The sequence below is a fragment of the Kineosporia sp. NBRC 101731 genome (assembly GCF_030269305.1).
Lineage (GTDB): Bacteria > Actinomycetota > Actinomycetes > Actinomycetales > Kineosporiaceae > Kineosporia.
Window position 1 is genome coordinate 223,593 of the sequence record NZ_BSTC01000011.1, and the last position, 23,267, is coordinate 246,859.

General features: G+C 70.0%; 23 protein-coding genes. 10 read left to right on the forward strand and 13 right to left on the reverse strand.

Annotated elements, in window-relative coordinates:
- Positions 1-95 precede the first annotated feature (95 nt).
- A complete protein-coding gene (locus tag QSK05_RS27030) occupies positions 96-503 on the reverse strand; it encodes a RidA family protein (RefSeq protein WP_285600157.1) in 408 nt (135 codons plus the stop codon).
- A gap of 108 nt (positions 504-611) precedes the next feature.
- Between QSK05_RS27030 and QSK05_RS27035 the strand changes: the two genes are divergently transcribed.
- The 3 genes from QSK05_RS27035 (at position 612) to QSK05_RS27045 (ending at position 3,192) form a co-directional block, all read left to right on the forward strand.
- Positions 612-1,235: a TetR/AcrR family transcriptional regulator gene (locus QSK05_RS27035; protein WP_285600158.1), complete on the forward strand. Its 624-nt coding sequence runs from the start codon at positions 612-614 to the stop codon at positions 1,233-1,235.
- A 101-nt stretch (positions 1,236-1,336) separates the two neighbouring features.
- Entirely contained in the window at positions 1,337-1,951 is a 615-nt protein-coding gene (locus QSK05_RS27040; protein ID WP_285600159.1) for an ABC transporter ATP-binding protein, read from the forward strand.
- Positions 1,948-3,192, forward strand: coding sequence for a hypothetical protein (locus QSK05_RS27045; RefSeq protein WP_285600160.1), 1,245 nt, complete (start codon positions 1,948-1,950; stop codon positions 3,190-3,192). The genes QSK05_RS27040 and QSK05_RS27045 overlap by 4 nt, the downstream gene beginning before the upstream one ends.
- Before the next feature lie 69 nt (positions 3,193-3,261).
- Here QSK05_RS27045 and QSK05_RS27050 read toward each other — a convergent pair whose 3' ends face one another.
- Both QSK05_RS27050 and ppdK read right to left on the reverse strand, forming a co-directional pair.
- Entirely contained in the window at positions 3,262-4,164 is a 903-nt protein-coding gene (locus QSK05_RS27050; protein WP_285600161.1) for a universal stress protein, read from the reverse strand.
- Positions 4,165-4,185: 21 nt separating this feature from the next.
- Positions 4,186-6,873 carry a pyruvate, phosphate dikinase gene (ppdK, locus tag QSK05_RS27055; protein ID WP_285600162.1) on the reverse strand — a complete coding sequence of 896 codons (2,688 nt, stop codon included), beginning with the start codon at positions 6,871-6,873 and terminating at the stop codon, positions 4,186-4,188.
- Between the two features lie 192 nt (positions 6,874-7,065).
- Here ppdK and QSK05_RS27060 point away from each other — a divergent pair, with 192 nt between their 5' ends.
- Positions 7,066-7,554, forward strand: a complete 489-nt coding sequence (locus QSK05_RS27060) for a universal stress protein (protein ID WP_285600163.1) — start codon at positions 7,066-7,068, stop codon at positions 7,552-7,554.
- A 151-nt stretch (positions 7,555-7,705) separates the two neighbouring features.
- Here QSK05_RS27060 and QSK05_RS27065 read toward each other — a convergent pair whose 3' ends face one another.
- From QSK05_RS27065 to QSK05_RS27080, 4 genes are all read right to left on the reverse strand, one after another.
- Positions 7,706-8,452 (reverse strand): phosphoribosyltransferase family protein, encoded by a 747-nt coding sequence (locus QSK05_RS27065; RefSeq protein ID WP_285600164.1) that lies wholly within the window; start codon positions 8,450-8,452, stop codon positions 7,706-7,708.
- A 76-nt stretch (positions 8,453-8,528) separates the two neighbouring features.
- Positions 8,529-9,287: a radical SAM protein gene (locus QSK05_RS27070; protein ID WP_285600165.1), complete on the reverse strand. Its 759-nt coding sequence runs from the start codon at positions 9,285-9,287 to the stop codon at positions 8,529-8,531.
- Positions 9,288-9,430: 143 nt separating this feature from the next.
- Complete coding sequence (locus QSK05_RS27075; RefSeq protein ID WP_285600166.1) at positions 9,431-10,261, reverse strand: radical SAM protein; 831 nt, start codon at positions 10,259-10,261, stop codon at positions 9,431-9,433.
- Positions 10,262-10,452: 191 nt separating this feature from the next.
- A complete protein-coding gene (locus QSK05_RS27080) occupies positions 10,453-11,865 on the reverse strand; it encodes a CoA-binding protein (RefSeq protein WP_285600167.1) in 1,413 nt (470 codons plus the stop codon).
- A 367-nt stretch (positions 11,866-12,232) separates the two neighbouring features.
- Here QSK05_RS27080 and QSK05_RS27085 point away from each other — a divergent pair, with 367 nt between their 5' ends.
- A complete protein-coding gene (locus tag QSK05_RS27085) occupies positions 12,233-12,715 on the forward strand; it encodes a universal stress protein (RefSeq protein WP_285600168.1) in 483 nt (160 codons plus the stop codon).
- Between the two features lie 15 nt (positions 12,716-12,730).
- Here the strand turns inward: QSK05_RS27085 and QSK05_RS27090 are convergent, their stop codons facing one another.
- Positions 12,731-13,363 carry a TetR/AcrR family transcriptional regulator C-terminal domain-containing protein gene (locus QSK05_RS27090; RefSeq protein ID WP_285600169.1) on the reverse strand — a complete coding sequence of 211 codons (633 nt, stop codon included), beginning with the start codon at positions 13,361-13,363 and terminating at the stop codon, positions 12,731-12,733.
- Positions 13,364-13,404: 41 nt separating this feature from the next.
- The gene (locus QSK05_RS27095) at positions 13,405-14,451 is read right to left on the reverse strand and encodes an agmatine deiminase family protein (RefSeq protein WP_285600170.1); all 1,047 of its coding nucleotides are present in this window, start codon (positions 14,449-14,451) and stop codon (positions 13,405-13,407) included.
- Between the two features lie 65 nt (positions 14,452-14,516).
- Here QSK05_RS27095 and ureA point away from each other — a divergent pair, with 65 nt between their 5' ends.
- The 3 genes from ureA to QSK05_RS27110 all read left to right on the forward strand — a co-directional run bounded on the left by ureA (position 14,517) and on the right by QSK05_RS27110 (position 17,493).
- Entirely contained in the window at positions 14,517-15,209 is a 693-nt protein-coding gene (gene ureA / locus QSK05_RS27100) for an urease subunit gamma (protein WP_285600171.1), read from the forward strand.
- A complete protein-coding gene (locus tag QSK05_RS27105; RefSeq protein WP_285600172.1) occupies positions 15,206-16,891 on the forward strand; it encodes an urease subunit alpha in 1,686 nt (561 codons plus the stop codon). The genes ureA and QSK05_RS27105 overlap by 4 nt, the downstream gene beginning before the upstream one ends.
- 149 nt (positions 16,892-17,040) lie before the next feature.
- Entirely contained in the window at positions 17,041-17,493 is a 453-nt protein-coding gene (locus QSK05_RS27110) for a VOC family protein (RefSeq protein ID WP_285600173.1), read from the forward strand.
- A gap of 7 nt (positions 17,494-17,500) precedes the next feature.
- On the opposite strand, the gene QSK05_RS27115 is transcribed toward QSK05_RS27110, so the two are convergent.
- Complete coding sequence (locus QSK05_RS27115) at positions 17,501-18,391, reverse strand: alpha/beta hydrolase (RefSeq protein WP_285600174.1); 891 nt, start codon at positions 18,389-18,391, stop codon at positions 17,501-17,503.
- An 88-nt stretch (positions 18,392-18,479) separates the two neighbouring features.
- Here QSK05_RS27115 and QSK05_RS27120 point away from each other — a divergent pair, with 88 nt between their 5' ends.
- Positions 18,480-18,941: a MarR family winged helix-turn-helix transcriptional regulator gene (locus tag QSK05_RS27120; protein ID WP_285600175.1), complete on the forward strand. Its 462-nt coding sequence runs from the start codon at positions 18,480-18,482 to the stop codon at positions 18,939-18,941.
- An 80-nt stretch (positions 18,942-19,021) separates the two neighbouring features.
- On the opposite strand, the gene QSK05_RS27125 is transcribed toward QSK05_RS27120, so the two are convergent.
- From QSK05_RS27125 to QSK05_RS27135, 3 genes are read right to left on the reverse strand one after another with little or no spacing between them, the layout of a single operon-like run.
- Positions 19,022-19,918 (reverse strand): phosphatidate cytidylyltransferase, encoded by an 897-nt coding sequence (locus QSK05_RS27125; protein WP_285600176.1) that lies wholly within the window; start codon positions 19,916-19,918, stop codon positions 19,022-19,024.
- On the reverse strand, positions 19,915-20,514 hold the full coding sequence (locus tag QSK05_RS27130; protein WP_285600177.1) for a CDP-alcohol phosphatidyltransferase family protein: 600 nt from the start codon (positions 20,512-20,514) through the stop codon (positions 19,915-19,917). The genes QSK05_RS27125 and QSK05_RS27130 overlap by 4 nt, the downstream gene beginning before the upstream one ends.
- The gene (locus QSK05_RS27135; RefSeq protein ID WP_285600178.1) at positions 20,511-21,758 is read right to left on the reverse strand and encodes a lysophospholipid acyltransferase family protein; all 1,248 of its coding nucleotides are present in this window, start codon (positions 21,756-21,758) and stop codon (positions 20,511-20,513) included. Before QSK05_RS27135 ends, QSK05_RS27130 begins: the two co-directional genes overlap by 4 nt.
- A gap of 84 nt (positions 21,759-21,842) precedes the next feature.
- On the opposite strand from QSK05_RS27135, the gene QSK05_RS27140 reads away from it, so the two are divergent.
- The gene (locus tag QSK05_RS27140) at positions 21,843-22,373 is read left to right on the forward strand and encodes a DinB family protein (protein ID WP_285600179.1); all 531 of its coding nucleotides are present in this window, start codon (positions 21,843-21,845) and stop codon (positions 22,371-22,373) included.
- The last annotated feature ends 894 nt before the right edge of the window (positions 22,374-23,267 follow it).

Consider the following 23,267-nt stretch of genomic DNA (forward strand, 5'->3'; position numbering starts at 1 on the left):
TAGGACGGTCCCGATGCCGGTCTGGGGATGGGGCAGGTCGGCCGGGCAGGTCGATGCGCGCGTCACCACCGTCGGCGGTCAGTGCGCGTGGTGGCTCAGTCGATGAAGGCGATGGCGTCGACCTCGACGAGGTACTCGGGGGAGGCCAGGGCGGCGACGCCGATGCCGGTGAGCGGCGCCTGGATGGTGACGCCGAGCTTCTTCTCGGCGCGTGCGATGCCCTCGCCCGAGGCCGCGACCAGTTCCGGGGTCATGTTCACGGCGTAGACGTTGATCTTCGCGACGTCGTCGAAGGTGGCGCCGGCCTCGGCCAGGGCGGTGGCGACGTTGAGGTAGCACTGCTCGATCTGGGCCACGTAATCGCCTGCGCCGACGGTGTTCCCGCTCTGGTCGACGGAGACCTGGCCGGCCAGGAACACCATTTTCGAGCCACTGGCGATCGAGACGTGGCGGTACAGCGGGACCTCGGCCAGAGCGGCGGGGTTCTTCAGGGTGATGGACATGGATATCTCCTGGAGGTCAGTGGGTAGGTCGATGGGGAGGTCAATGGATGGGGGAGCCCCGCCCTCGTGCAAAAACATAACATAGCAATGCCATGTATCATCGGCGTCATGGCGAGACCGAAGGATCCGGCCGTGCGCTCGATGCTCATCGAGCGGGCCGGGCAGATGCTGCGTACGCGCGAACCGATCACGCTGCGGTCGCTGGTGGCCGACACCGGCTACTCGACCATGGCCGTGTACACGCACTTCGGCAGCATGGACGGGTTGTGGACGGCCCTGCGGCAGGAGGGGCACACCCGCATGGGTGTGCGGTTCCGGGCGGTGCCGATCACCGACGATCCGGTGCTGGACCTGACCGCGCACGCCACGGCGTACATCCACAACGCGCTGGAGCACCCCGATCTCTACCGGGTCATGTTCGACGCGACGTTCGGCCTGGAAGACGACGAGGCCGCGGACGAGGGGCTGGAATGCATGGTCCAGGCGGCCGCCCGGGGGATCGAAGCGGGCCGCTTCGCGGCGGAATTCGCGCCGCTCGACCTCGCGGTGCAGACCTGGGCCGTGACGCACGGCCTCGCCGCACTGGTCGCCACCGGCCCGCAATCGCACGAAACCCTCAGCCACGGGCCGATTCTGCTGGAAGGGCTGTTTGAGCGGGTGGGTGACGAGCCGAACCGTTGCCGTGCCTCGGTGACCAGGGCCTGGCGGGATTCCGGGCTGCCGCACCGATAGGAATGTCACCCGGACCGCTCCCGGACCGCTCCCGGCCCACCTCCTGGTCTCCCGAGCTTCCACCGGCCGGGACCGGACCGGCAAAGCCTAAACTGCCGCTCATGTTACGTGTCACCGGTCTGGGGAAGAGCTACGGCTCCCGAACAGTCCTGTCCGACGTCACATTCGAGGTGGCCGCGGGCGGCATCGCGGCGCTGGTCGGGCCGAACGGGGCCGGGAAGTCGACGCTGCTCGAGTGCCTCGCGGGCGCCGCGCCGATGGACTCCGGCACCGTGGAGATCCTGGGCCGGCCCTCGCAGCCGTCGTCGGCCGGGCACTGGCAGTCGGTCTACGGGGTGCTCAACGACTTCACCTGGCTGCCGGGGCTGACGGTGACCGATCACCTGATGCTGCTGCAACCACAACCGGCGCAAGACGTTCGCGCAGCACTCGCGGCCTTCGGGGTGCCGGACGTGGGTGAGCACAAGCCGACCGCCCTGAGCTCGGGACAACGTCAGAGGGTGGCCCTGGCCACGGCACGGGTGCGGCCCTGGGACGTTCTGCTGCTCGACGAGCCGGAGGCGCACCTCGACGTCGCGGGGGTCGGCGTGCTGGCTCGGGAACTGCTCGCGATGCTCACCCCCGAGCGGTGCATCCTGCTGTCCACGCACGATCCGTCGCTGGTGCGGGCGCTGGGCTGCCCGCAGATCAGCCTGGCCGGCGAGGTCGTGCGATGACGCGTCCCAGCGCCGAGCAGGCCGTCACCGCGCTCATCGCGCTGCCGATGCTCGGCTCCACCCTCTGGTCGGTCGGCGACCAGATCCTGCCCGCCGTGCTCCGGGCCGCGCAGGAACGGGGCTTCTCCCCGGAGCTCCTGGCGCTCGCCGGCGGGCTCGCCCTGGCCGGCGTCTGGGTACAGGCCCTGTATTTCGCCGGGCCGATCGCGGCCTCAGCGGCCCAGCTGCAATGGCTGCCCGCCGCTGACGTGCTCGGTCGCGACCGGATACTGACCGGCCTGATCACGGCGGCGGCGATCGCGATGCTGGTCGTCGTGGCCGTCCTGGTGGCCCGGGCGATGGGCTGGCCGGTCCCGTTGGCGCTGGGCACCGCGGTTCTGCTCTGCGCCACCCTGGCGACGGTCGTCCAGCTCCAGAAACGGGACGCCCCCGGACCGGTGGCCCTGCTGTCGGCGGTCTTCCTGATCACCGCCCTGACCCTGGCCGCGGTCCAGGCCTGGACGCTCCCCACCGGCACGGCCGTCGGGCTCGGGTTCGCGCTCATGGCGACCCGGCCCAGCCGGCGTCCGCGGGCTCTGGGTGCCCCGCACCCCCTCGTCCCCCGTTGGCAGCTGATCCGGGGCCACACCCACCGCTGGTCGGTGAACGCCGGAATGCTCGCGCTGGACACCGACATCGTCCAGGCCGTGCACGAGAGCCAGGGCCGCCCGACCCGCAGACCCTTGCCGGTGCGCTGGTACCGGACACCGGCGGCGCTCGCCGGCGTCGTCCTCCGGCGGGCCCTCACCGAGACGTTCGTGCCCACGGCGGCACTGGTGCTGACTGCTCTGATCGCCGCTGCTCTGCTCGGGCCGGGGGCCGGGCTCGCCGTGTTCGTGGTGCTGCAGTACCGGCTGACCACGGCCATCGGTCGGATGGCCGAGAGCTGGCTGGCATCTCCTGCACTGCAGCGCATCTGGGCCCGTCGTACGACGCCGGCGGAGCTGTTCGCGCCGGTGTTCGTCAGCGCCCTGCTGGTGACCCTTACGGCCTGCCTGACGCTGTCTCCTCCGCTCCCGGCAGTCCTGGTGCTCCTGGCCGTGCCGCCGCTGGTGCTCCTTCGCCGTGAGGGGGCCCGCCGATCCGGGAGTTTCCTGCTCCTGGCCACCCCGGCCGGGCCGTTGCCGATCCAGACCGTGAACCGGGCGATCGCCGGGTACGACGTTCTGGCGGTCGCCGGTCTCCTCGTCCTGGCTCTTTAGGGCACCGGATGCTGCGGGCCCGGAACGCGAGCGGCGGTCCGGGCCCGCAGCATCGGTCCCGCCGGGCCGTCAGTCCGCCGGGAGGGCGACCCGGGCCGTGCCGGAACGAAGCTTGGCCTGAGCGCGGGGCACGGCCAGCATGGGGCAGGGGAGGTCTGCGAGGAGTGCTCGGCTGACCGATCCGCGGACCAGCCCCGAAAGTGCCCCCCGGCGTCCTCCGACCACCAGGAGCTGTGCGTTGGCGGAGAGCTGCGGCAGCAGGACGTCCGGGTCCTGCCGGATCGCGATGCTGGTGACGCGCAGGCCGTCGGGCGCCGTGGCCGCGAACCGGGTCAGGAGCTGATCGGCCCGTAGCAGCGCCTCATCGGGGCTCTCACCCTGCGTGGGCGAGTAGGCATGGGCGAGCACGACGGTGACCGGGCGACCCCGGGCGGCCTGGTAGGCCGCGCTGACGACGCCGGTGTCGGCGGGATGCGCACTCACCCCGACCACCACTCGCGGATCGGGTGCCGACACCGTACGGGGGCGCGGCACGATGAGTACCGGGCAGTCGGCGGCGGCCAGGAGCAGCCGGCTGGGTGAGCCCAGAATCAGGGCCCGGCGGCCGTAATGGTCGTGATTGCCGACCACCAGGAGAGCGGCCCGGGGCAGAGGGGCCTGGGAAGGGTGTACGTCGTTCTCGTCCAGGCAGAAGGTCTCGATCGTCAGCCGGGGGTGGGTGGAGCGCAGTGACCCGATCGCCTGGTCGAGGCTGGTCCTGGCCCTCGTCCGCAGGGCCTGTGCCGCCTCGTCGAAAGTCGTCGGTGGTGGCCAGTCGGGAAGGGGGTCTGCGCGAAGGATGGTGACGACGGCCAGGGCCAGGCCCCGGTGCAGTGCCTCGTCCGCCGCCACGGCCAGGATGTGCGCCGGGTGGCCGTGCTGGTCGAGTCCTGCGACGACGTACTCGGCGTGTCCGTTCTCCGGTGTGTTCATGGTCGGTCTCCTGTCCAGGTTTCAGCGGCTGTCGGATCCGGTGGCGGTGACGGCGGCGCATCCGGCCTCCAACCGGGCCACGGGCACCCGGTACGGCGAACAGGAGACGTAGTCGAGGTGAGCCCGGTGGAAGAAACCGATCGAGGCCGGGTCACCCCCGTGTTCACCGCAGACCCCGATTCTCAGGTCGCTCCTGGTCGCTCGTCCCTCGGCCACCGCGAGCTCGACGAGGCGTCCGATCCCGCTCTCGTCGATGGACTCGAACGGTGAGACCGTGAGGATTCCCTGAGCCAGGTACTGCGGGAAGAACGCGGACTCGACGTCGTCGCGGGAGAATCCCCAGCCCATCTGCGTCAGGTCGTTGGTGCCGAACGAGAAGAAGTCGGCCTGCGCAGCGATGTCACCGGCGGTCAGGGCGGCCCGGGGCACCTCGATCATGGTCCCGACCGGGATCCGGGGTGCGTCCGGGACCTGGGCCAGCGCCTCGCGGAGAATGACGGCGGCGGCTTCGAGTTCGTGCACGGTCGCCACCAGCGGAACCATGATCTCCGGCCGGGGGTCCAGCCCTCGGCGCACCAGTTGCGCCGCAGCCTCCGCGACGGCCCGGGCCTGCATGGTGATCAGGCCGGGCACGACCAGGCCGAGGCGGACACCCCGCAGGCCGAGCATCGGGTTCTCCTCATGGATGCGCCGCACGGCGGCCAGGAGCTCACGATCATGGGCGAGGCTCTCCGGGGAGCCCTGAGCCCGGGCGACCTTCTCGGTCAGGTCTTCCAGACGGGGCAGGAACTCGTGCAGCGGTGGGTCGATCAGCCGGATCGTTACCGGCAGGCCGTCCATCCGCTCCAGAATGTCGCGAAAATCTTCACGCTGCAGAGGAAGAAGCGCATCGAGACTGTGACGCACCTGCTCGGGGGTCGTGGCCAGCACCAGCCGTTCGACCAGGATGCGGCGCTCGCCCAGGAACATGTGCTCGGTGCGGCACAGCCCGATGCCCGTCGCACCCAGACGCCGCGCCCGCTCGGCGTCGGGCGGAGTGTCGGCATTGGCCTGCACCTGGAGGCGGCGCCGCCGGTCGGCGTGCTCCAGGAGCCGGGCCACGGCCGCGACGGTCTTGTTTCCCGGTGGCATCAGGCCGGTCTCGAAGTACTCCACCAGCGGGGAGGGGCAGACCCTCACCGCCCCGGCATACACCTGCCCACTGTCACCGTCCACGGAGATGACATCGCCCTCGCGGAGCAGGACGCCGCCGACCTCGACGGTGCGGGCCGCCTCGTCGATCACCAGGGCCTCGGCCCCGCAGACACAGGTCTTGCCCATGCCCCGGGCCACCACCGCCGCGTGGGAGGTCTTCCCGCCGTGACCGGTCAGCACCCCTTCCGCTGCGATCAGGCCCGGAAGGTCGTCCGGCGTCGTCTCGCGGCGCACCAGGACGACCGGTCCGGCCGATGCCCTGGCGGTGGCCTGGTCCAGCGCGATCGCCCCCACCGCGGCTCCGGGGGAGGCGGGAATTCCGCTGACGAGGACCCGGTCGCCCGCGCCCGGGGCGAAGGCGGGGAACATCAGCCGGGACAGCTGCGCGCCGCTGACCCGGGCCAGGGCTTCGTCCAGGTCGATCACGCCCTCGTCGACCAGTTGCGCGGCGATGACGAAGGCGGCCGCAGCCGTGCGTTTCCCGACCCGGGTCTGGAGCATCCACAGGTGGCCCCGCTCGATGGTGAACTCGGTGTCGCACAGATCCCGGTAGTGCTGCTCAAGGATCTTCAGGTAGCCGAGAAGCTCGTGGAAGCTGCGGGGATCCAGCGACTCCAGGTCGGCCAACGGCCGGGTGTTGCGCTCGCCGGCCACCACGTCCTCGCCCTGGGCGTCGCTGAGATAGTCCCCGTACACGCCGGGCACGCCGCTCGCCGGATCACGGGTGAAAGCCACTCCGGTGCCTGAATTCTGGCCGAGATTGCCGTAGACCATGGCCATCACGGTGACGGCCGTCCCCAGGTGGCCCGGGATCCGTTCCTGCCGCCGGTAGGCGATGGCGCGGTCGGAGTTCCAGGACCCGAACACCGCCCGGATCGCCGACAGCAACTGCTCCGAGGGATCCTGCGGGAACTCGTGCCAGGTCTGGTCCAGGATGATGTCTTTGAACCGTTCGGTCACCTGGCGCAACTGCTCCACCGACAGATCGGTGACCGAGGATACCTGGGCCCGGTGCTGTGCCTTGGTCAGAACATCATCGAAAAGGCTTCCGGGCAGTTCGAAAACCGTCTTCCCGAACATCTGGATCAGCCGGCGGTAGGAGTCCCAGGCGAAGAGTTCATCGCCGCTGGCGACGGCCAGGCCATGCACGCTGACGTCGTTCAGGCCGATGTCCAGAACCGTCTCCATCATGCCCGGCATGGAGAACCGGGCTCCGGAGCGCACCGATACCAGGAGCGGATCCACCGGATCACCCAGCCGGCGCCCCGCCTGATGCTCCAGACGCTCCAGATGGGAACGAATCTCGGCTTCCAGGGCGGAGGGGGCGGCCCCGGTCTCGAGATAGGCGCGGCAGGCGGTGGTGGTGATCACGAAACCGGGCGGGACCGGGAGACCGATCCTGGTCATCTCGGCCAGGTTGGCGCCCTTGCCGCCGAGCAGATCCGCCAGTTGCGCGTCGCCTTCGGCGAAATCGTAGACGTACTTAGTCGTTCTGGGTGTGATCAGCTGCGTCATCGCAATGCATCTCCAGCCAGATGAACGTTCTGTACCTCCACGTTCACCGCTGTCGAACAGGCTCGCCAGGGACCAAGGTCCGGTGCTGGGGCAGTGGTCGACGGGCGGGCAGGACGTTCGCCTCTGACCGATGCGGTACCTCCGGCGCAGGGTGGGCCTCACGAAGCGGACTCATCCCGGAAGGGGACGATCATGAGTACTGATGCATCTACCGCACGGCCACTGGTCGTGGTCGGTGTCGACGGATCGGAGCAGTCGAAGCGGGCTCTGCAATGGGCCGGCCGGCTGGAGCGGCTCCCGGGTGCACCGCAGCTGCCGCAGATCCAGGCGGTCATCGTCTGGGACTACCCCGCGCCCTACGGGGTCGGGGCGCCGATGGGCGGAGGCGGCGGGAACGAGCTGGCTCAGGGAATTCTCGATAATGCCGTGAAAAGTGCTTTTCCCGAGGGTATTCCGGAGAACGTCACGCAGGTCGTCCGGCGGGGTGGCGTGGCCCAGACCCTGATCGACCTGTCGAAGGGTGCGCAGCTGGCCGTGGTGGGCAGCCGGGGTCACGGCGGCATCGCCGGCCTCTTCCTCGGGTCGGTGAGCATGCGGGTGGCCGAGCGGGCTGCCTGCCCGGTGCTGGTCGTGCACGGGGACAAGGACACATCGGTGCCGGCCGGGGCCGGTCGGGTCTGATCAGGCTGATCGAGTCTGAGTCAGGTCTGAGTCGGGTTTGAGTCGGGTTTGAGCCGGGTCCAGGCCCCGCCGCGACTCCTGACCGGGCTGTCGCTCGGCCGGTCGGGGGAGGATCATCCGTCTCCCCTGACCGGCAGCGGCCGCCGGCCGGTCAGAACATCGTCGCCCAGGGCGAGGCAGAGCCCGTCGAGAACGACGGCGGGGACGACACCAGGCTCGGTGGGCCGGCGAAACCGCTGGTGCCGTGTAGAACAGCGCTCACCTGCTCGTCCGTGACCTCGGAGAAGTCGGCGTACCACTCGCCGACGGAACGGAACGGCTCCGGCGAGTACAGGCTGGAGAACTCGTCGGCCGCCAGGGCGACTGCCGCCGGGCCGGCCGGGGAGCTCACCGGGACCGCCAGGAAGATGTGCTGGGCCCCGCGCGCCCGCACCGCGGCACCGGCCGCGCGGGCGCTCGCGCCACTGGCCAGGCCGTCGGTGATGAGCAGCACCGTTCGGCCCCGGCAGGAGAGCGGTGCGATACCCCGGCGGATCTGGTCGGTCCGGCGGCGTAGCCGCAGGCGCTGGCGGCGGATGAGATCTTCCAGCTCGTTCGGGCCCACCAGGTACCGGTCCCAGGCACCCGGAACCATGGCACTGGTGCCGTGCTCGGCGACGGAGCCCAGGACCATGGTCGGCTGCCCGGATCGGTGCAGGCGTTGCACCACGACGACATCCATCGGGAGCTCGAGCCGCGTGGCGACCTCGGCGGCCACGGCGACACCCCCACCGGTGAGGCCGACCACGAGAGTCTCCTCGGGGAGGCCGGAGGCGAAGTGGTCGGCCAGGTGATCGGCCAGGGCCCGCCCGGCCTCCGTACGATCTTTGAACACGGCGCCCCCCGTATTCTTGTTCATGGTCCTCTCCCCTTCTCGGGCTGGTCGCGAACGGTGCGAATCCGATGACGGACTGCGGGAACCGGCGAGGAGTCGGTCACCGGTCGTCGGGCAGTGGCTGTTCGACCGGCAGACCGTGCTTTCTCAGAAGGGCACGGAGCCGGGCGGCGGTGGTGTCGGGGGGCCGATGGCCGCTGGTCGCGGCCGGTGCGTGGTTGCGCAGGCAGAGACCGTCGGATGGCCGGCGGGAGGGAATGCCCGGCGTGTAGATCTCGACGGACCGCAGTGTCGGCAGGCCCAGAAGGATCTCGACCATCGCCCGTTTCATCGACGGGGTATCGGAGAAGGACGTTGCGGCGGGAATCTGGACACGCAGGGGCCGGCCCAATCGCGACAGACGGCGCAGGAAGGCGATCGGGTCGTCCTGCCCGTCGGTGCCGGCGATCTGGATGGTCGTGCTGCACGGCGGCAGGCTCACCGTCAGCAGGGTGATCTCCTGCAGGAAAAGGTCACTCAGATGACGGCTGGGGAATCCGGACGTGACCAGCTCGGTGCGGAGCCCTCTCTCGCGACCGATGTGGATCAGGGCACTGCTGAAACCGGGCTGGAGGAGGGGTTCGTAGCCTTCCACCACCAGCGTGCTCGCCCCGTTCCGGAACCGGAGAACCTCCTCGACGGTGGTGGGACCCAGATGGGGGTGCGCCGGGCCCAGGGTGACGGTGAATCGCATCTCGTCGTCCGGGTCTGGGCTTCTCACCGTCATCAGGACCCGGCCGGGCACGTGCAACGGTAGGGCTGAACCGGTGGGCCAGGCTGTCACCGGTACGCGGGTGGGTCCGGCCTTCTGGATGGTCATGATGGAACTTCCTCAGTCGCGGGAAGGCACTTCGACCGGGCGGGTCAGCGCTCGTCACTCTCAGCGTCTGTTCATGGGCCGACGGTGACGAGAGGCGAAGGTCCCGGAGAGCTGAACGGTGTCGGTGGGATGCCGTGCCTGTCTCAGAACTGATCGGCCGGCGACCGGATCGTGACGCCGAGATCGGTGATGCACCCCTGGTCCTCGAAGAGGGTTCGGGCGCGCTGGATCTGGCCCGTCGTGGCCTCGGCGGTCCCCCTCAGTTCATAGGGCAGGCCCAGGCGCCGGTACGAGCCGGTCCCGAGGTGCTGGAAGCCCATGACCTCGACCCGGCTGATGTTGGCGTGGGCGTTCACAAACCGCGCGAGGTCGTCGATGTTCTGCCGGGAGTCGTTGAGGCCCGGAATGAGCAGATAGCTGAGGTGTACCTCGCGCCCCGAGGCGGCAAGCCGGTCGGTGAACTGGAGGACCGGGTTGATGTCCTGCCGGGTGATGCGCCGGAAAAGTTGCGGATCGGTGGTTTTCAGGTCCAGCACGATCACGCCGATGTCGTCCAGGGTGGTGTCGGGAACCAGGCCGCCGAGGTAGCCCGGGGTCTCGAGCGTGGTGCGGTAGCCCTGCTCTCGGGCGGCCCGCAGGACGGCCGCGGTGAACCCGGGCTGGGCGAAAGGGTCGCCTCCGGTCAGGGTGAATCCGCCGCCGGAGCCGGTGACGGCCTGACGGTGGGCCTGGAGCCGGGACTGTGCTTCGGGAAAGGGTGATTCGTCGCCGCCCGAACGGTCCCAGACCTCCGGTGTCGGGCAGTTGAGGCACTGCAGGGCGCATCCGGACAGGACGAGGTACAGCTCGTACGTCAGCGCGGGTGGGCGCTGCGTGAGGTGCCACGCGTGAATGTTCCCGGTCGGCTGCTCCGTGCGGGAAGCTCTGGCCGCCGGCGCTCCTGCCAGCAGGAGGCCGGGAAACGGATCGCTCAAGGTAGCAACTCCCAGTAATGGAAAATGACCATTGGTCATCACAGCCCTCGAGAGCCCGGGACCTACAGAGGCGAAAGTCCTGTCCGTGCGCGTCCGGTCAGGGCGAGGCGTCCCGGTTCGGCCATCAGGGACACCGGGGACACCGGGGACACCGGGGTCATCAGGGACCGAGCGACCGTTCCGGCTCGGGGTCATGGCTGCGGAGCATCACCTCGCTGGTCCTGGCCTCCACCGACGGGGCGATGCCCGGCTCCGCCGGTGGAGGCCAGGACCAGGGCGCGAACCGCTTTCTGCTCGTCCGGGTACCACGGCAGGCCATCGGCCGGAGCGGGTGAGTCCACCAGGGCGGCAGCCATCAGCATCCCGGTGGCGTGTGCCCGCGAGCAGGCGCTCAGCAGCTGATGGAGAGCAGCAACCATGTCGTCACCGTGTCGGCTGCCGGTACGGGACTGGATCAGGAGCGCAGCGTGGACGGAGCCGTCGTCCCGCAGCGCTCGTACGGCGAGCTCGTAGTGCTCGGGGCCGACCTGGTCCCCGAGGTACAGCACACCCTCGCTCCAGCTCGAGGCCGGCAGGAGCGAGTCGATGGTGCGCCGGAGCGGATGGTCGGTGTGGCAGAGCTCGGCACCGGCGAGTGCGGCGGTGCGGGCGGCGGCCATCGCGCCGGCCTGGTCGTCGCTGATGATCAGCAGACCGGAACCTTCGGGTGGGGTCTGCGTGATCAGGAGCTTGGCGACGTCGAGGGACTCCGCGACAGACTCCGTCACGATCACCCCGAGCGCGCTCAGGCACCGGCGCTGCGCCGGTGCGAGGTTCCCTTCGTCCAGGACGACCAGCGGTGGGTGTGGGGGCGACCCGGGTACGACCCGGGACAGCACCTCGGCGGTGAGACCGGCGGTGAGGCAGGAGGACCCCAGGATGACGACCTGCGTCGCGGTGCCGTGGCCCCAGCAGCTCATGACCTGCTGGGCGCTCACATTCGCGGCGTCGCCGAGGTCGACGAACCCGGACAGAGGAAGGCTGCGACGCCAGATCTCCTCGAGCAGCTGGGTGGCCAGAAGGCTTCCGCGCACCGCGACCGCCACCCCGGCGACCCTCCCGGCGTCCTGTTCGGCGTCCTGTTCGGCGACCGCCCCGGCAGCCCGTACGCCGTGCCGGATCGCTGTCGCATTCAGCCGGACGAGGGGGAGCGGGTTCAGTACCCCCAGGCTTCCCGGCCCGATCATCAACAGCCCGCGCCGGCTCGCCCGGGCGGACAACTGCAGGCCCTCGTCATGGCTGGTGGCGGTGACGACGGCCACGGCCCTCACCCCGGCGTCGGCGCAGTCGTCCAGGGCCGCGAGCAAGTGCGGACCGGGTACCGCGAGGATCGCCAGATCGGGACGCCACGGGACCTCGCCCACCGACCGGAACCCGTCGGATGCTCCGGTCGGATCAACCTGGGCGAGGGTGCCGCAGAACTGTCCCATCCGCAGCGCCTGGTGATAGGTCCCGGCCGGATCGCCGGGCGTGCGGTGGCTACCGACCACCACGACGGTGCGAGGTGACAGCAGAGCGTTCATGGTGGCGAGTGGCGGGCGACGTGCCGTCGTGAGCGTGCTCATGATCCGGCCTCCTCGAGCATCGCCCTGTCTGGGCCGGTGCCCTACCTCACCATGGCACTGCGTTCTCGCCGGTTCGGGCAGAGTCTTTCGGCCCTCCCCGATCCGGATGGCCTAGCCTCGTGGCGGCTTTCACAGGGTCAGCGGCAGATGTTCGGGTCGGGCGCGGTGGTCGGCCTCCCTGGTCCAAGGTCCTGAGATGCGTCGAACGGTCAGTCGAACCGTCACCGGACGGGAAATCCGTATGGCATTGAAAAATGTCATCTTTGATCAGATGGGCCGGTTCGGGTCCGGGACGTTCGCCTCTGCTGGAGGGGTCGTTGCGAACGGAGGCTGGGTCTACGAGCAGGTGACATCGAAGGAGATGGCGATGAGCGAGAACACGTCGTCGGGCCGGCCCCGCATCGTGGTCGGCGTGGACGGATCTGAGCAGTCGAAATACGCTCTGCGGTGGGCCAGTCGGTTGGCCGGTCTGGCCGGTCCGGGTGCCGGGCCGCAGATTCAGGCAGTCATCGCCTGGGACTTCCCGGCGCCGTACGGTTTCGGTGCGCCGATGCCCAACTGGAATGCCGATGAGGTCGCGACGGGTGTGCTGACCGCTGCGGTGAAAGAGGCCTATCCCGAGGGTGAACCGGACGGCCTGGTGACCGTGGTCCGGGAAGGTGGGGCGGCCGCGGTCCTGATCGGACTGTCGGAGGGGGCACTGATGACCGTGGTCGGCAGCCGTGGTCACGGTGGCTTCTCCGGCCTGCTGATCGGATCGGTCAGCGAGAAGGTCGCCGAGCATGCGCACAGTCCGGTGCTCGTGGTCCACGGAGACGCGGACGGTCCGGTGCCGCCTCCGCTGCCCTGAGGCAGGTGGTGGAGGTCAACGGGGTCGGCCGCTTCCGGACCGCAGGTGCTCGAGCCCGGCGAGCAGACTCTCCAGACCCAGCCGGAACGCACGCTCCGAGCGGTCACCCGGCTGGGCGAGGGTCGCCCCGCGGGCCCGCGACAGCGCCGAGTCCGGATCGCCGCCGTCGGCCCAGACCTCGACCGGGGCCCCGGCGTCCAGGGCCGAGCCGAGGATGAAACTGTCCAGCACCGTCACCACGTGCAGGAGGTCCTGGTCGCCGAAACCCGCGTCGTGCAGCACCTCGGCCAGGGTCTCGTACGAGGCGAGCGTGGCCGGATGAGCCACGGTCTGCGCGGTCATCAGGGGCACCACCGCCGGGTGGGCGGCGTACGCGGCGCGGTACGAGGCGGCCCAGCGCGTGGTGAAGTCGCGCCAGGTCTCGCCCGGGCGGCGGTCGGACGGCATCGCGGACACCGACAGCAGTCCGCGAATGCCCTCGATCACCTCTTCCCGGCCACCTTTGACATGGTGGTAGAGCGAGGAGGTGCCGACACCCAGCTCCCGGGCGAGGGCGGGCAGGGCGAGCGTGCCGGTGGCGTCGAGCTGGGCCAGAGCGGCCCGCAGGATCGCCTCGCGCGAGAGCAGAGGCTTGGCGGGTCGGGCCATTCAGGTCAGCCGGGTCAGCCGGGTCAGCCGGGTCAGCCGGGTCAACGGGGCTGCTGCTGGGTGATGCAGTGGATGCCGCCGCCGAAGGCGAAGATGTCACGCGCGTCGACGGTGACGACGGTGCGGTCGGGGTAGGCGCTCTGCAGCACGGCCCGGGCCTGCTCGTCGCGGGGATCGTCGAACGAGCAGAGCACCACCACGTCGTTGGCCACGTAGTGGTTGACGTAGGAGTGGTCGACGAGTTCGCCGGCCATCTCGTGCCGTTCGGGGGCCAGCAGCTCGATGACCTCCAGGCGCTGGCCGCGGGCGTCGGTGGCATCCCGCAGAATGGCCGAGACCTCTTGCGAGACAGCGTAGTCGGGGTGGCCGGGGTCGGTCTGGGTGTGCACGACGACAGTGCCCGGGCGGGTGAACGCGGCGACGATGTCGACATGGCCACGGGTGCCGAACTCGCCGTAGTCGGCGGTCAGGCCGCGCGGCAGCCAGATCGCGGTGGTGGTGCCGAGCTGGGCGTGGATCTCGGTCTCGACGTCCTCGCGGGTCCAGCCGGGATTGCGGTCGGGGTCGAGCTGCACGGTCTCGGTCAGCAGCACGGTGCCCGCGCCGTCGACGTGCAGGCCGCCACCCTCCTGAGTCAGGGTCGAGGTGCTCACCGGCATGTCGGCGCGTTCGGCGATCGCGGTGGCCACGTAGGCGTCCAGGTCCCACTTCGCCCATTTCTGGGCGCCCCAGCCGTTGAAGCACCAGTCCACGGCGATCAGCCCGTCACCGTCACCGTCACCGTCACCGGTGGGGGTGCGGACGAAGGTGGGGCCCGAGTCACGCAGCCAGGCGTCGTCGAGGGCGACCTCGACCAGCTGGATCCGCGGGTCGAGCAGCGTCTTGGCGGCGGAGTCGTCACCGGGGGCCACGAGCATGGAGACCTGTTCGTACCCGGCGATGGTGTTCGCGACGGCGCTCCAGGCGGTGCGCGCGCGGGTCAGGTCGGGCCCGCCGGTCTCGCCGAACGTGGGGTTGGGCGTGGGGAAGGCCATCCAGGTGCGCTCGTGCGCTTCCCATTCGGCGGGCATGTGGCGTCCGGCGTGCATGGGGTCCTCCGGGGGTCGGGCGTGCCCCCACCTTAACCGAAATGATTTCGATTAAGGTGGGCGGCATGCGGTTGACCCCCACCGAGCGTGACCGGCTGCTGATCTTCACGGCCGCCGAACTGGCCAGGTCACGGCGATCCCGCGGCTTGCGGCTGAACATTCCGGAGGCCACGGCGCTGATCGCCGACACGGTGTGTGAGGCCGCGCGCGACGGAGCCCGCCTGGCGCAGGCGATGGAGGCGGGGCGCACGGTGCTCGGCCCGCACGAGGTGCTGCCGGGGGTCGCGGACGTCGTGGACCGGGTCGAGGTGGAGGCCGTGTTCGACGACGGCACCCGGCTCGTGGTGGTCACGGATCCGTTCGCAGGATCCTTGGGTGACGATGCCCCGGGCGCGTTGCTGCCCGGCCCCGCCCAGCCGGTCACCTTCCCCGACGCGGTGACGATCCCGGTGACCAACACGTCCCCCGTTCCCATCAGCGTCACCTCGCACTTCCACTTCTTCGAGGTCAACCCCCGTCTACGGTTCGACCGGCGGGCGGCGTACGGACGACGTCTCGCCATCGATGCCGGCGGCACCGTGCGTTTCGATCCGGGCCAGACCCGCGAGGTCGAGCTGACCCCGATCGGGGGTGCCCGCGTCGTCATCGGTTTCGCCGGTCTCGTCGACGGCCCGCTGGACGCGCCCGGCGCGATCGCCGCCGCCCTCGAGAAGGCCCACGCCTGTGGGTATCTGGACACCCAGGAGGAGCAGGCATGAGCCTCGCCGGAGCCGACTACGCCAGCGCCTACGGACCGCGCGAGGGCGACCGGATCCGCCTCGGCGACACCGGTCTGGTGATCGAGGTCGAGGCGGACTCCCAGCGGCCGGGCGAGGAGTTCCTCGCCGGTTTCGCCAAGACCGCCCGTGACGGCATGCACCTCAAGGCCGCCCGGGTCAGCCAGACCTGCGACGTGGTGATCTCGAACGTGGTCGTCATCGACGCGGTGCTGGGCATCCGTAAGGTCTCGATCGGGATCCGGGAGGGCCGCATCAGCGCCATCGGGCGGGCCGGGAACCCGGACACCCTCGACGGGGTGGACGTCGTGGTCGGCACCGGCACCACGATCGTGCCGGGGGAGGGCCTGATCGCCACGGCGGGGGCCATCGACACCCACGTGCACCTGCTCAGCCCCCGCATCATGGAGGCCTCGCTGGCCAGCGGCGTCACCACGATCATCGGGCAGGAGTTCGGCCCGGTCTGGGGCGTCGGCGTGAACTCGCCCTGGGCCCTGCGCCACGCCTTCAACGCGTTCGACGCCTGGCCGGTGAACATCGGCTTCCTGGGCCGAGGTTCGGCCTCCGACCCGGGCTCGTCGGTGGAGGCCCTGGTCGAGGGCGGCGCCTGCGGGTTCAAGGTGCACGAGGACATGGGTGCGCACGCCCGCGCCCTGGACACCGCGCTGCGGGTGGCGCAGGAGTACGACGTGCAGGTCGCGCTGCACACCGACGGGATCAACGAGTCGCTGTCGGTGCAGGACACGCTCGCCGTGCTGGAGGGGCGCACGATCCACGCGTTCCACATCGAGGGCTGCGGCGGCGGGCACGTGCCGAACGTGCTGAGCCTGGCCGGGGAACCGAACGTCATCGGCTCGTCCACCAACCCGACCCTGCCCTTCGGGCGCGACGCGGTCGCCGAGCACTTCCACATGATCATGGCCGCGCACGGGCTCAAGGAAGACCTGCCCGGTGACGCGGAGCTGGCCCGCGACCGGATCCGGGCCGGCACGATGGGCGCCGAGGACGTGCTGCACGACCTGGGCATCATCCCGATCACCTCCTCCGACGCCCAGGGCATGGGCCGCGCCGGGGAGACCGTGCGCCGCACCTTCGCGATGGCCGGGAAGATGAAGGCCGACCTCGGCGCCCTGAACCCCGGGGAGACCAACGACAACGCCCGCGCCCTGAGATATATCGCCAAGCTGACGGCCAATCCGGCGATCGCGCACGGCCTCTCCCACGAGATCGGCACGCTCGAGGTGGGCAAACTCGCCGATGTCGTGCTGTGGCGTCCCCCATTCTTCGGTGCGAAACCCGACCTCGTGCTCAAGGCGGGCTTTCCCGCCTACGGGATCACCGGCGACCCGAACGCCGCGATCGACCGCGCCGAACCTCTGGTCTACGGACCGCAGTTCGGCGGGCACGGCGCGACCGCGGCCGATCTGTCGGTGGCCTTCACCTCCCAGGCCGCCGCGCAGGACGGCAACGACACCATGACCACCCGCCGCCGGCGCGTCGGCGTACGGGGCACCCGGGGCATCGGCCCCGCCCAGATGCTGCTCAACCACCGCCTCGCCACCGTGCGCGTGGCCCCGGAATCCGGGCTCGTCACGGTCGACGGTGAGCCCGTCACCTCCACCCCGGCCGAGTCCACCGCACTCAACCGTCTCTACTTCCTCTGACCCACGTCCTCCATTGGTGCCGTGGTGATCGACAGGGCACCAATGGAGGACGCCTCGACCGGGCGATCCGGGGATGTCGCGCGCGGGGGTGGGCACCGCGGTGGAGCCGCGCTTGTCCTGCCCACCCGGTAACCACTACCAATAGGTTCATGGCTCTGGGGTGGAAGCTGGTCATCGACAGTCACGACGCGATCGCGCTCGCCGAGTTCTGGGCGGCGGCGCTGGAGTACACGCCCGAAGACCAGAGCGCTCTGATCGAGCATCTGGTCGGGGCTGGTCAGGTGCCACCGGCCGCGATCGTGGAGCACGAGGGGCGCCAGTACTTCCGGGGTATGGCAGCGATCCGGCACCCGGACGACCCGTTCGACGCCTTCACCGGCATCGGCCAGGGACGTCGGCTGCTGTTCCAGGAGGTGCCCGAGGAGAAGACGGCGAAGAACCGGCTCCACATCGACGTGCACCGGGGCCCGGGATCACTGGACGATCTGGTGGCCCGGCTGGAGAAGCTCGGCGCGACCCGGGTGAACGAGGTGAATCAGGGGCCGGCCGGTCACTGGTGGGTCATGCGCGACCCGCAAGGCAACGAGTTCTGCTGCTCCTGATGTTCTTTCAGCCGTGATCGACCTGGCCGGTGAAGTCGAGCAGGATATCGGCCAGGGCCTGCGGGGCTTCCTGGGCAACCAGGTGACCGACGCCTTCCAGGTGGTGGGAGGTGATCTCCTGCTGCGTCAACTGGCGCAGGGTCTGCTGGGTGAAGGGGGCGCTGAAACCGTCGATACTGAGTACGGGCACGGTCAGAGGATTGCTCTCGGCCAGTGCCGCGGTCTTGCCGCCGTCGGAGAAGAGGGCCTGGTAGAGACCTTGCGTGCCGCGCCAGCCCTCGGGCCGCCCGTAGCTGCGCAGGAACTCGTCGAAGTCGGCCTCGGTGACCGAGCCCGGCACCCCGGTCATCATCGGGTACGCCCAACCCTCGATCAGCTCGCGTTCGTGGCCGGGCAGGAGGATCTCCGGGATGCCGGGTGTGCCCAGGAACCCCAGATGCCAGGACCCACCGTGGTTCACGTCGGCCAGGGCCTCCAGCCCGAAGCCTGCCAGCGTCGTCTCGATCCCGGTGAAGCTGAGTACGTCGTCGGGGTGTGTGGCCGCGAACCGGAAACCCACACCGCCGCTGATGTCCTGACACACGAGGTGCACGGGGCCAAGGTCCAGATGCTTGATCAGGTGGTGCAGGTCCTCGGCCGAGGCCGCCTCGCCGTAGTCGTGGTCGGTGGCGCGGGAGTCGCCGAAGCCACGCAGGTCGACGGCGATCACGCGGTGAGTGCCGGCCAGGAGTGGAATCAGCTGGCGAAAGGCCCACCAGGTCTCCGGCCAGCCGTGCACGAGCAGGATGGGGGAGCCGCCGGTGCCGGCCGAGACATGGTGCAGTCGGGCGCTGTCGAGGTCGGTCAGGTGGTGGGTGGCACCGGGGACGGTGGCGCCGAGGGGTTCGATGACGGGCATGCGCTTCACTCTCGTTTGGACAACCAAGGTTGTCCATCAAGGTAGACAACCTTGGTTGTCGCTGTCAACGCGGCCATAAACTGGGGTCATGTCCCGAGCCGGCGCCGACCTCGCGCAACTGCTCCTCGGTGCGTTCCGCACGCTGGCCGACCGAGCCACCGCTGAACTCACCGCTCGTGGTTACGCAGAGGTCCGCCCGGTGCACGACTTCGCGCTGCAGGCGATCCTGTCCGGCGCCGACAGCATTTCCGAGGTCGGGCGCCGGATGTCGGTGACCAAGCAGGCGGCCGCGAAGACCGTCACCGCTCTGGAGGAACGCGGTTACGTGGCCCGCGAGCCCGATCCGGACGACGGACGCCGTCAGCGCCTCTACGTCACCGCTCACGGTCTGGCGATGCTCGGCGAGGCCGAGGCGATCTTCGACCAGCTACGTGAGGAATGGGAGCAGCGGGTGGGGGCGGCCTCGTTGGCGCAGATGGAGAGCGTGCTGCGCGAACAGGTCGGCGGCGACGCCATTCACGTCGACGCGGCCCGGTGGATGGCTCCCTGAACATGATGAATGGTGAAAAAATACTGGCCCTGAATGGCCTCGAGGTCACCCATCTCCTGACGGGGGCCGGTCATCAGGGGTCAGGCCAGGAGTACGGCCAGCGGCATGGCGATCAGCAGGCTGTCGATGCGGTCGAGCAGGCCCCCGAAGCCCGGTAGCCAGTCGCCGGCGTCCTTCACCGCCTGCTGGCGTTTGAGCATCGACTCCAGCAGGTCACCCGCGATCCCGCCGATCCACACCGCGAGCAGCCAGCCGATCGAGAACGAGTCACAGGCCAGCAGGATCAGGGTGGCGGCGATGAAACCGCCCGCCACGCCGCCCCAGGTCTTGTTCGGCGACAGGGGCGTGAGCCCGGCCCGGCCCCAGGCAAAGCGTTTCAGCGACTTGCCACCGACGAACGCGCCGACGTCGGCGCAGGCCGCGGCGAACAGGATGACGAACGCGTCGCGCCCCAGCAGCGGCAGGTTCGCCAGTGACCAGCACAGCCAGACGATGCCGAACGAGGTCATCGCGGCCCGGCGGAAACCGTCCAGGTGATCGGCGCCGAGCAGCGGGATCGCCGCCCCGCCCAGGATCGCCCACGGCACCCAGCCGGCGATCGGGAACCCTCGCGATGACAGCGTGGCCAGTGGCATGACGATGGCGCTGCCCAGCAGCCAGACCGTGTCGGCACGGGCCAGTTTCGCCAGGCGCGCGTACTCCAGACTCGCTCCGGCGGCCAGCAGTGTGGCCAGGATCGTGGTGGCGATGCGGCCGGTCCACAGCGGGATGCCGATGACCGGCAGGATCAGGGCCCAGGTCTGCCAGCGGGTGCGGATCTCACCGCCGAGCTTCAGCGCGACCGGCGCGGTGATCAGCAGCAGCGAGGCCGACAGCGCGGCCAGGTAGAGCCCCCGGCCCTGTAGGTCGAGGCCGAGAACCGTGACGTGCCAAGCCGGATCGTGGAACAGGTCGAAGCGGTGGGTGAGCCAGTTCATGCCTGCACCAGCGCCTCGTGCCCGGTGCGCAGGCGCACGGCGGCCGTGAGCAGACCCCCGATGCCGATGACCGCGCAGGCCAGGTCGTACGGCTCCCACCAGCTGGCGACCAGTGCCACGAGCACGGTGATGAGGCAGCGCTCGGTCTTGCCCAGCGGCCCGCCGTTGAGACGAGGGCCGCCGGCCCCGGCCAGGCTCAGCGACGCGAAGGTCGGCAGCGTGGACCCGGCCAGGCCGATCAGGCCCCACCAGCCACCGGCACAGTGGGCGAGCACGAGCACCACCACCAGGTCACCGGCCCGGTCACCGATCTCGTTGAGGACGAAACCCCAGGGCCGGCTGACGTTACGGGCTCGGGCAACCGCACCGTCGAGGTTGGCGCCCGCCAGCCGCAGGGCCTGGGCCGCGAGCACCGGCAGCGCCCACACCGGGCTCGGGTGTTCCGCGGACAGGGCCAGGAACCCGGCCGCCACCACCCCGCCGAGCACACCGACGGCCGTGAACACGTCCGGGCTGATGCCCCGGCGCACGGCCTGCCGGATGAACACGTCGAGCCGGGCGGTGTACCAGGCCTTGGCCGCGTACAGGCCGCTCACCGGTGCTGCTTCCAGCTGCGCACGACGAGCTCCAGCCCCACGGCCAGACCCACCCCGGACAGCGCGAGCACCCCGCCGTAGCTGACCTTGAGCCGGCGCTGGGCGATCTCACCCACCGCGGCCGCGGCCAGGCCGACGGGGATGATGCGGGAGCTACGGGCCAGGGCCGCGGCGGTGATGAACGTGCCGGGGTTGATGCTCTGCTCACCGGCCGTGCGGGCGTAGACCTTCACCGGGATGCCGTTACCGCGCTGCTCCCGCAGGGCGCCCCCGACATCCGTGCTCAGCTGTTCCCGGGCTGTTGCGTGCATCGACGGGGTGGTCAGCGGCCAGGGCACCCGCACACCGGCCCGGGCCAGGGCGTAGTTCGCCGCCACTCCGCCGACTGACCCGGCGGCCGCCGCTACGACGGCCGGTACCGACCGGCGTCCGTGAGCCAGGGCGACCGGGATGGTGCCGGTCTCGGCGACGATCGGCCAGAACAGGCCCTCGGCGAAGGCCCAGCCGAAGGTCCAGGCCATGCCGTTGCGCCCGCGCAGGTTGAGCCGCGCCCACTCCCACATGGGGGAAGGGCTGACCGGCGCCGGACCGGCCTCGAGCAGGGCCTCGACGCTCTTGCGCAGGTCGTCGCTGGTGTCACCGGTGCTTGCGGTGGGAGAGACCGTGACGGGCTCGCCGAACCGGACTCCCAGCGGCGCGGTGCGGGTGCTGTTGAGCCGGGGAAGGTTGTTCTTGCCGAACAGTTCGCGGGTGCCGTGCACGGCCGTGGGCACGATCGGGGCACCGGTGGCGGCCGCCAGCCGCACCGCGCCGGAGCGGAACCGGCCGAGCGAACCGTCGGTGGTGCGGGTGCCCTCGGGGAAGATGACGACGGTGCCGCCCTGGGCCAGGTGGGCGCCGGCCGCGTCGAGGAGTGCCTCGAACCCGCCGTCGCGCTGGATCGGCAGGATGCCCACCACGTCACGGGCCAGACGCCCGCGCCACCCGTTCCAGTAGTCGCCGCCGGCCACCACCAGCACCGAGCCCCGGTGACCGAGCACAGCGATCAATGCCGCGGTGTCGGCATGGCTGGAGTGGTTGGCGATGACGATGGCAGGACCCTGCGGAATCGTCCCGCCCACGCCGACCCCGCCGCACAACAGCCGCAGCAGCTGGTCCCAGCCGACGGCGCGCACCCAGGACGACGCACGGGGAATGGTGGGGCGAGCATCGTCGCCGGTGGAGGGGGAGTTCTGGCCGGTCACGGGACGACCGTAGCGGTCCCCACCGACAGCAGACCGGTGAGTAGCGCCATTGCCGCCGAGAAGATCATGTGATGGGGTCGCGCCATGGAGTCCCCTCGTCGTGACCTGCTCCGCTGGCAGTTCGACCTGGCCTGGTCGTTCTTCGAGTACCACCTGGAGCGTCTGGAGTCGGAGGATTTCCTCTGGGAGCCCGGACCGCTGTGCTGGACTCTGCACGCACAGGCAGACGGGAGCTGGGTGCCCGATTGGGCGGAGAGCCAGCCCGATCCCATCCCGGTGCCCACCATCGCCTGGACCAGCTGGCATCTGGGCTGGTGGCTGGGGGCTGCTCTCGACCAGGCCCACGGTGGTGCTCCGCGCGATCCCTCCGAGGTGGAGTACCCGGGAATCGGGGACGCGGCTGTCGACTGGCTGCGCACGCTCGGATCGCAGTGGCGGGGGTTGCTGGAGGAGATTGCGGACGAGGCGCTCGACGCGCCCTCCTCGTTCCCCTGGCCGGTGGAGGCCGAACGGAGCCTGGCCGACATGGCCGGATGGGTGAATGCGGAGCTGATGAAGAACGCCGCGGAGATCGGGACGTTGCGGCTGCTGCGCGCGTCCGCCGTCCGTCCCTGACGCAGGGGCCGCAAGGATCGCCTGCCTGTGGGGTTCGCCTGCCGGTGGGATAGGACAGGCAACGCCACACCGGGAGCCGGCCGGTCTGCGGTGTGTACACCTGGTACACCCGAGACCGGGTGTACCAGGTGTACACACCGCGTCAGGGGTCCGGCCGTGGATCTGCGGGTCAGGCCGGGGACAGCTCACACGAAGTCGTTGATGTCCGCCGCACCCAGGGAGTCCTCGATCTGGGGATGGGCAGGGTGACCTCGGGACGGGCATGGGGGTGGTCGGTTGTGCAGCCGCTGAGCGAACGGCTCGGGTGCGGCGACCGCGGTGCGAAGGGGTAGTCGGCTAGGTGTGACCACTTGTGGGTGGTGACAATTTCCGGTCGCCGGTCGGCCCCACCTCCCGCCGGCGGCGGGAATCGGCGGGGACCGACACCGTTACCGGCTTGTGACGCCCGTCGCGCCGGGCGGGCCTTGAAGGATGCCAGGGAGCTGGTAATGTTCTCCAAGGGTTTTCGGCGGGTCGCTCAGGCGGACGTCGACTCCACGGAAGCAACGGACATACAGGTGGCCGGTTCCGGGGTGATAAAACCTTTTCTCCCAGTAAAAGCTCGAAGTGTTGTCGCGTGCCCTTTCGGGGTAGGCGTAACTCTTTATGGCTATTGCTGTTCCGGGGAAAGCTCCATCGTCGTTTAAAACCGCGAAACACGGATTTGACCGGCGAGCAACACAGGGTCTACTGTTTACAACGTCGCCAGGACGGAACGCCGAAAGGCAAGAAGTTCTGAGCGTCCGCTCCTTGAGAACTCAACAGCGCATCTGAACAACCGATGCCAATTGGCTAGCCGTTAAGGCTGGTCCTTGGCTGATGGATCAGGCTTCAGGCATGTATCGACCCCCGTCG

Coding starts and splice junctions, on each gene's coding strand:
- QSK05_RS27070 (WP_285600165.1), bottom strand. CDS start 9,287: ATGACCATCCAGAAGGCCGGACCCACCCGCGTACCGGTGACAGCCTGG.
- QSK05_RS27095 (WP_285600170.1), bottom strand. CDS start 14,451: ATGCACGCCGGACGCCACATGCCCGCCGAATGGGAAGCGCACGAGCGC.
- QSK05_RS27040 (WP_285600159.1), top strand. CDS start 1,337: ATGTTACGTGTCACCGGTCTGGGGAAGAGCTACGGCTCCCGAACAGTC.
- QSK05_RS27060 (WP_285600163.1), top strand. CDS start 7,066: ATGAGTACTGATGCATCTACCGCACGGCCACTGGTCGTGGTCGGTGTC.
- QSK05_RS27120 (WP_285600175.1), top strand. CDS start 18,480: ATGTCCCGAGCCGGCGCCGACCTCGCGCAACTGCTCCTCGGTGCGTTC.
- QSK05_RS27050 (WP_285600161.1), bottom strand. CDS start 4,164: ATGAACACACCGGAGAACGGACACGCCGAGTACGTCGTCGCAGGACTC.
- QSK05_RS27090 (WP_285600169.1), bottom strand. CDS start 13,363: ATGGCCCGACCCGCCAAGCCTCTGCTCTCGCGCGAGGCGATCCTGCGG.
- QSK05_RS27105 (WP_285600172.1), top strand. CDS start 15,206: ATGAGCCTCGCCGGAGCCGACTACGCCAGCGCCTACGGACCGCGCGAG.
- QSK05_RS27080 (WP_285600167.1), bottom strand. CDS start 11,865: ATGAGCACGCTCACGACGGCACGTCGCCCGCCACTCGCCACCATGAAC.
- QSK05_RS27110 (WP_285600173.1), top strand. CDS start 17,041: ATGGCTCTGGGGTGGAAGCTGGTCATCGACAGTCACGACGCGATCGCG.
- QSK05_RS27115 (WP_285600174.1), bottom strand. CDS start 18,391: ATGCCCGTCATCGAACCCCTCGGCGCCACCGTCCCCGGTGCCACCCAC.
- QSK05_RS27045 (WP_285600160.1), top strand. CDS start 1,948: ATGACGCGTCCCAGCGCCGAGCAGGCCGTCACCGCGCTCATCGCGCTG.
- QSK05_RS27030 (WP_285600157.1), bottom strand. CDS start 503: ATGTCCATCACCCTGAAGAACCCCGCCGCTCTGGCCGAGGTCCCGCTG.
- QSK05_RS27085 (WP_285600168.1), top strand. CDS start 12,233: ATGAGCGAGAACACGTCGTCGGGCCGGCCCCGCATCGTGGTCGGCGTG.
- ppdK (WP_285600162.1), bottom strand. CDS start 6,873: ATGACGCAGCTGATCACACCCAGAACGACTAAGTACGTCTACGATTTC.
- QSK05_RS27125 (WP_285600176.1), bottom strand. CDS start 19,918: ATGAACTGGCTCACCCACCGCTTCGACCTGTTCCACGATCCGGCTTGG.
- QSK05_RS27140 (WP_285600179.1), top strand. CDS start 21,843: ATGGAGTCCCCTCGTCGTGACCTGCTCCGCTGGCAGTTCGACCTGGCC.
- ureA (WP_285600171.1), top strand. CDS start 14,517: ATGCGGTTGACCCCCACCGAGCGTGACCGGCTGCTGATCTTCACGGCC.
- QSK05_RS27065 (WP_285600164.1), bottom strand. CDS start 8,452: ATGAACAAGAATACGGGGGGCGCCGTGTTCAAAGATCGTACGGAGGCC.
- QSK05_RS27035 (WP_285600158.1), top strand. CDS start 612: ATGGCGAGACCGAAGGATCCGGCCGTGCGCTCGATGCTCATCGAGCGG.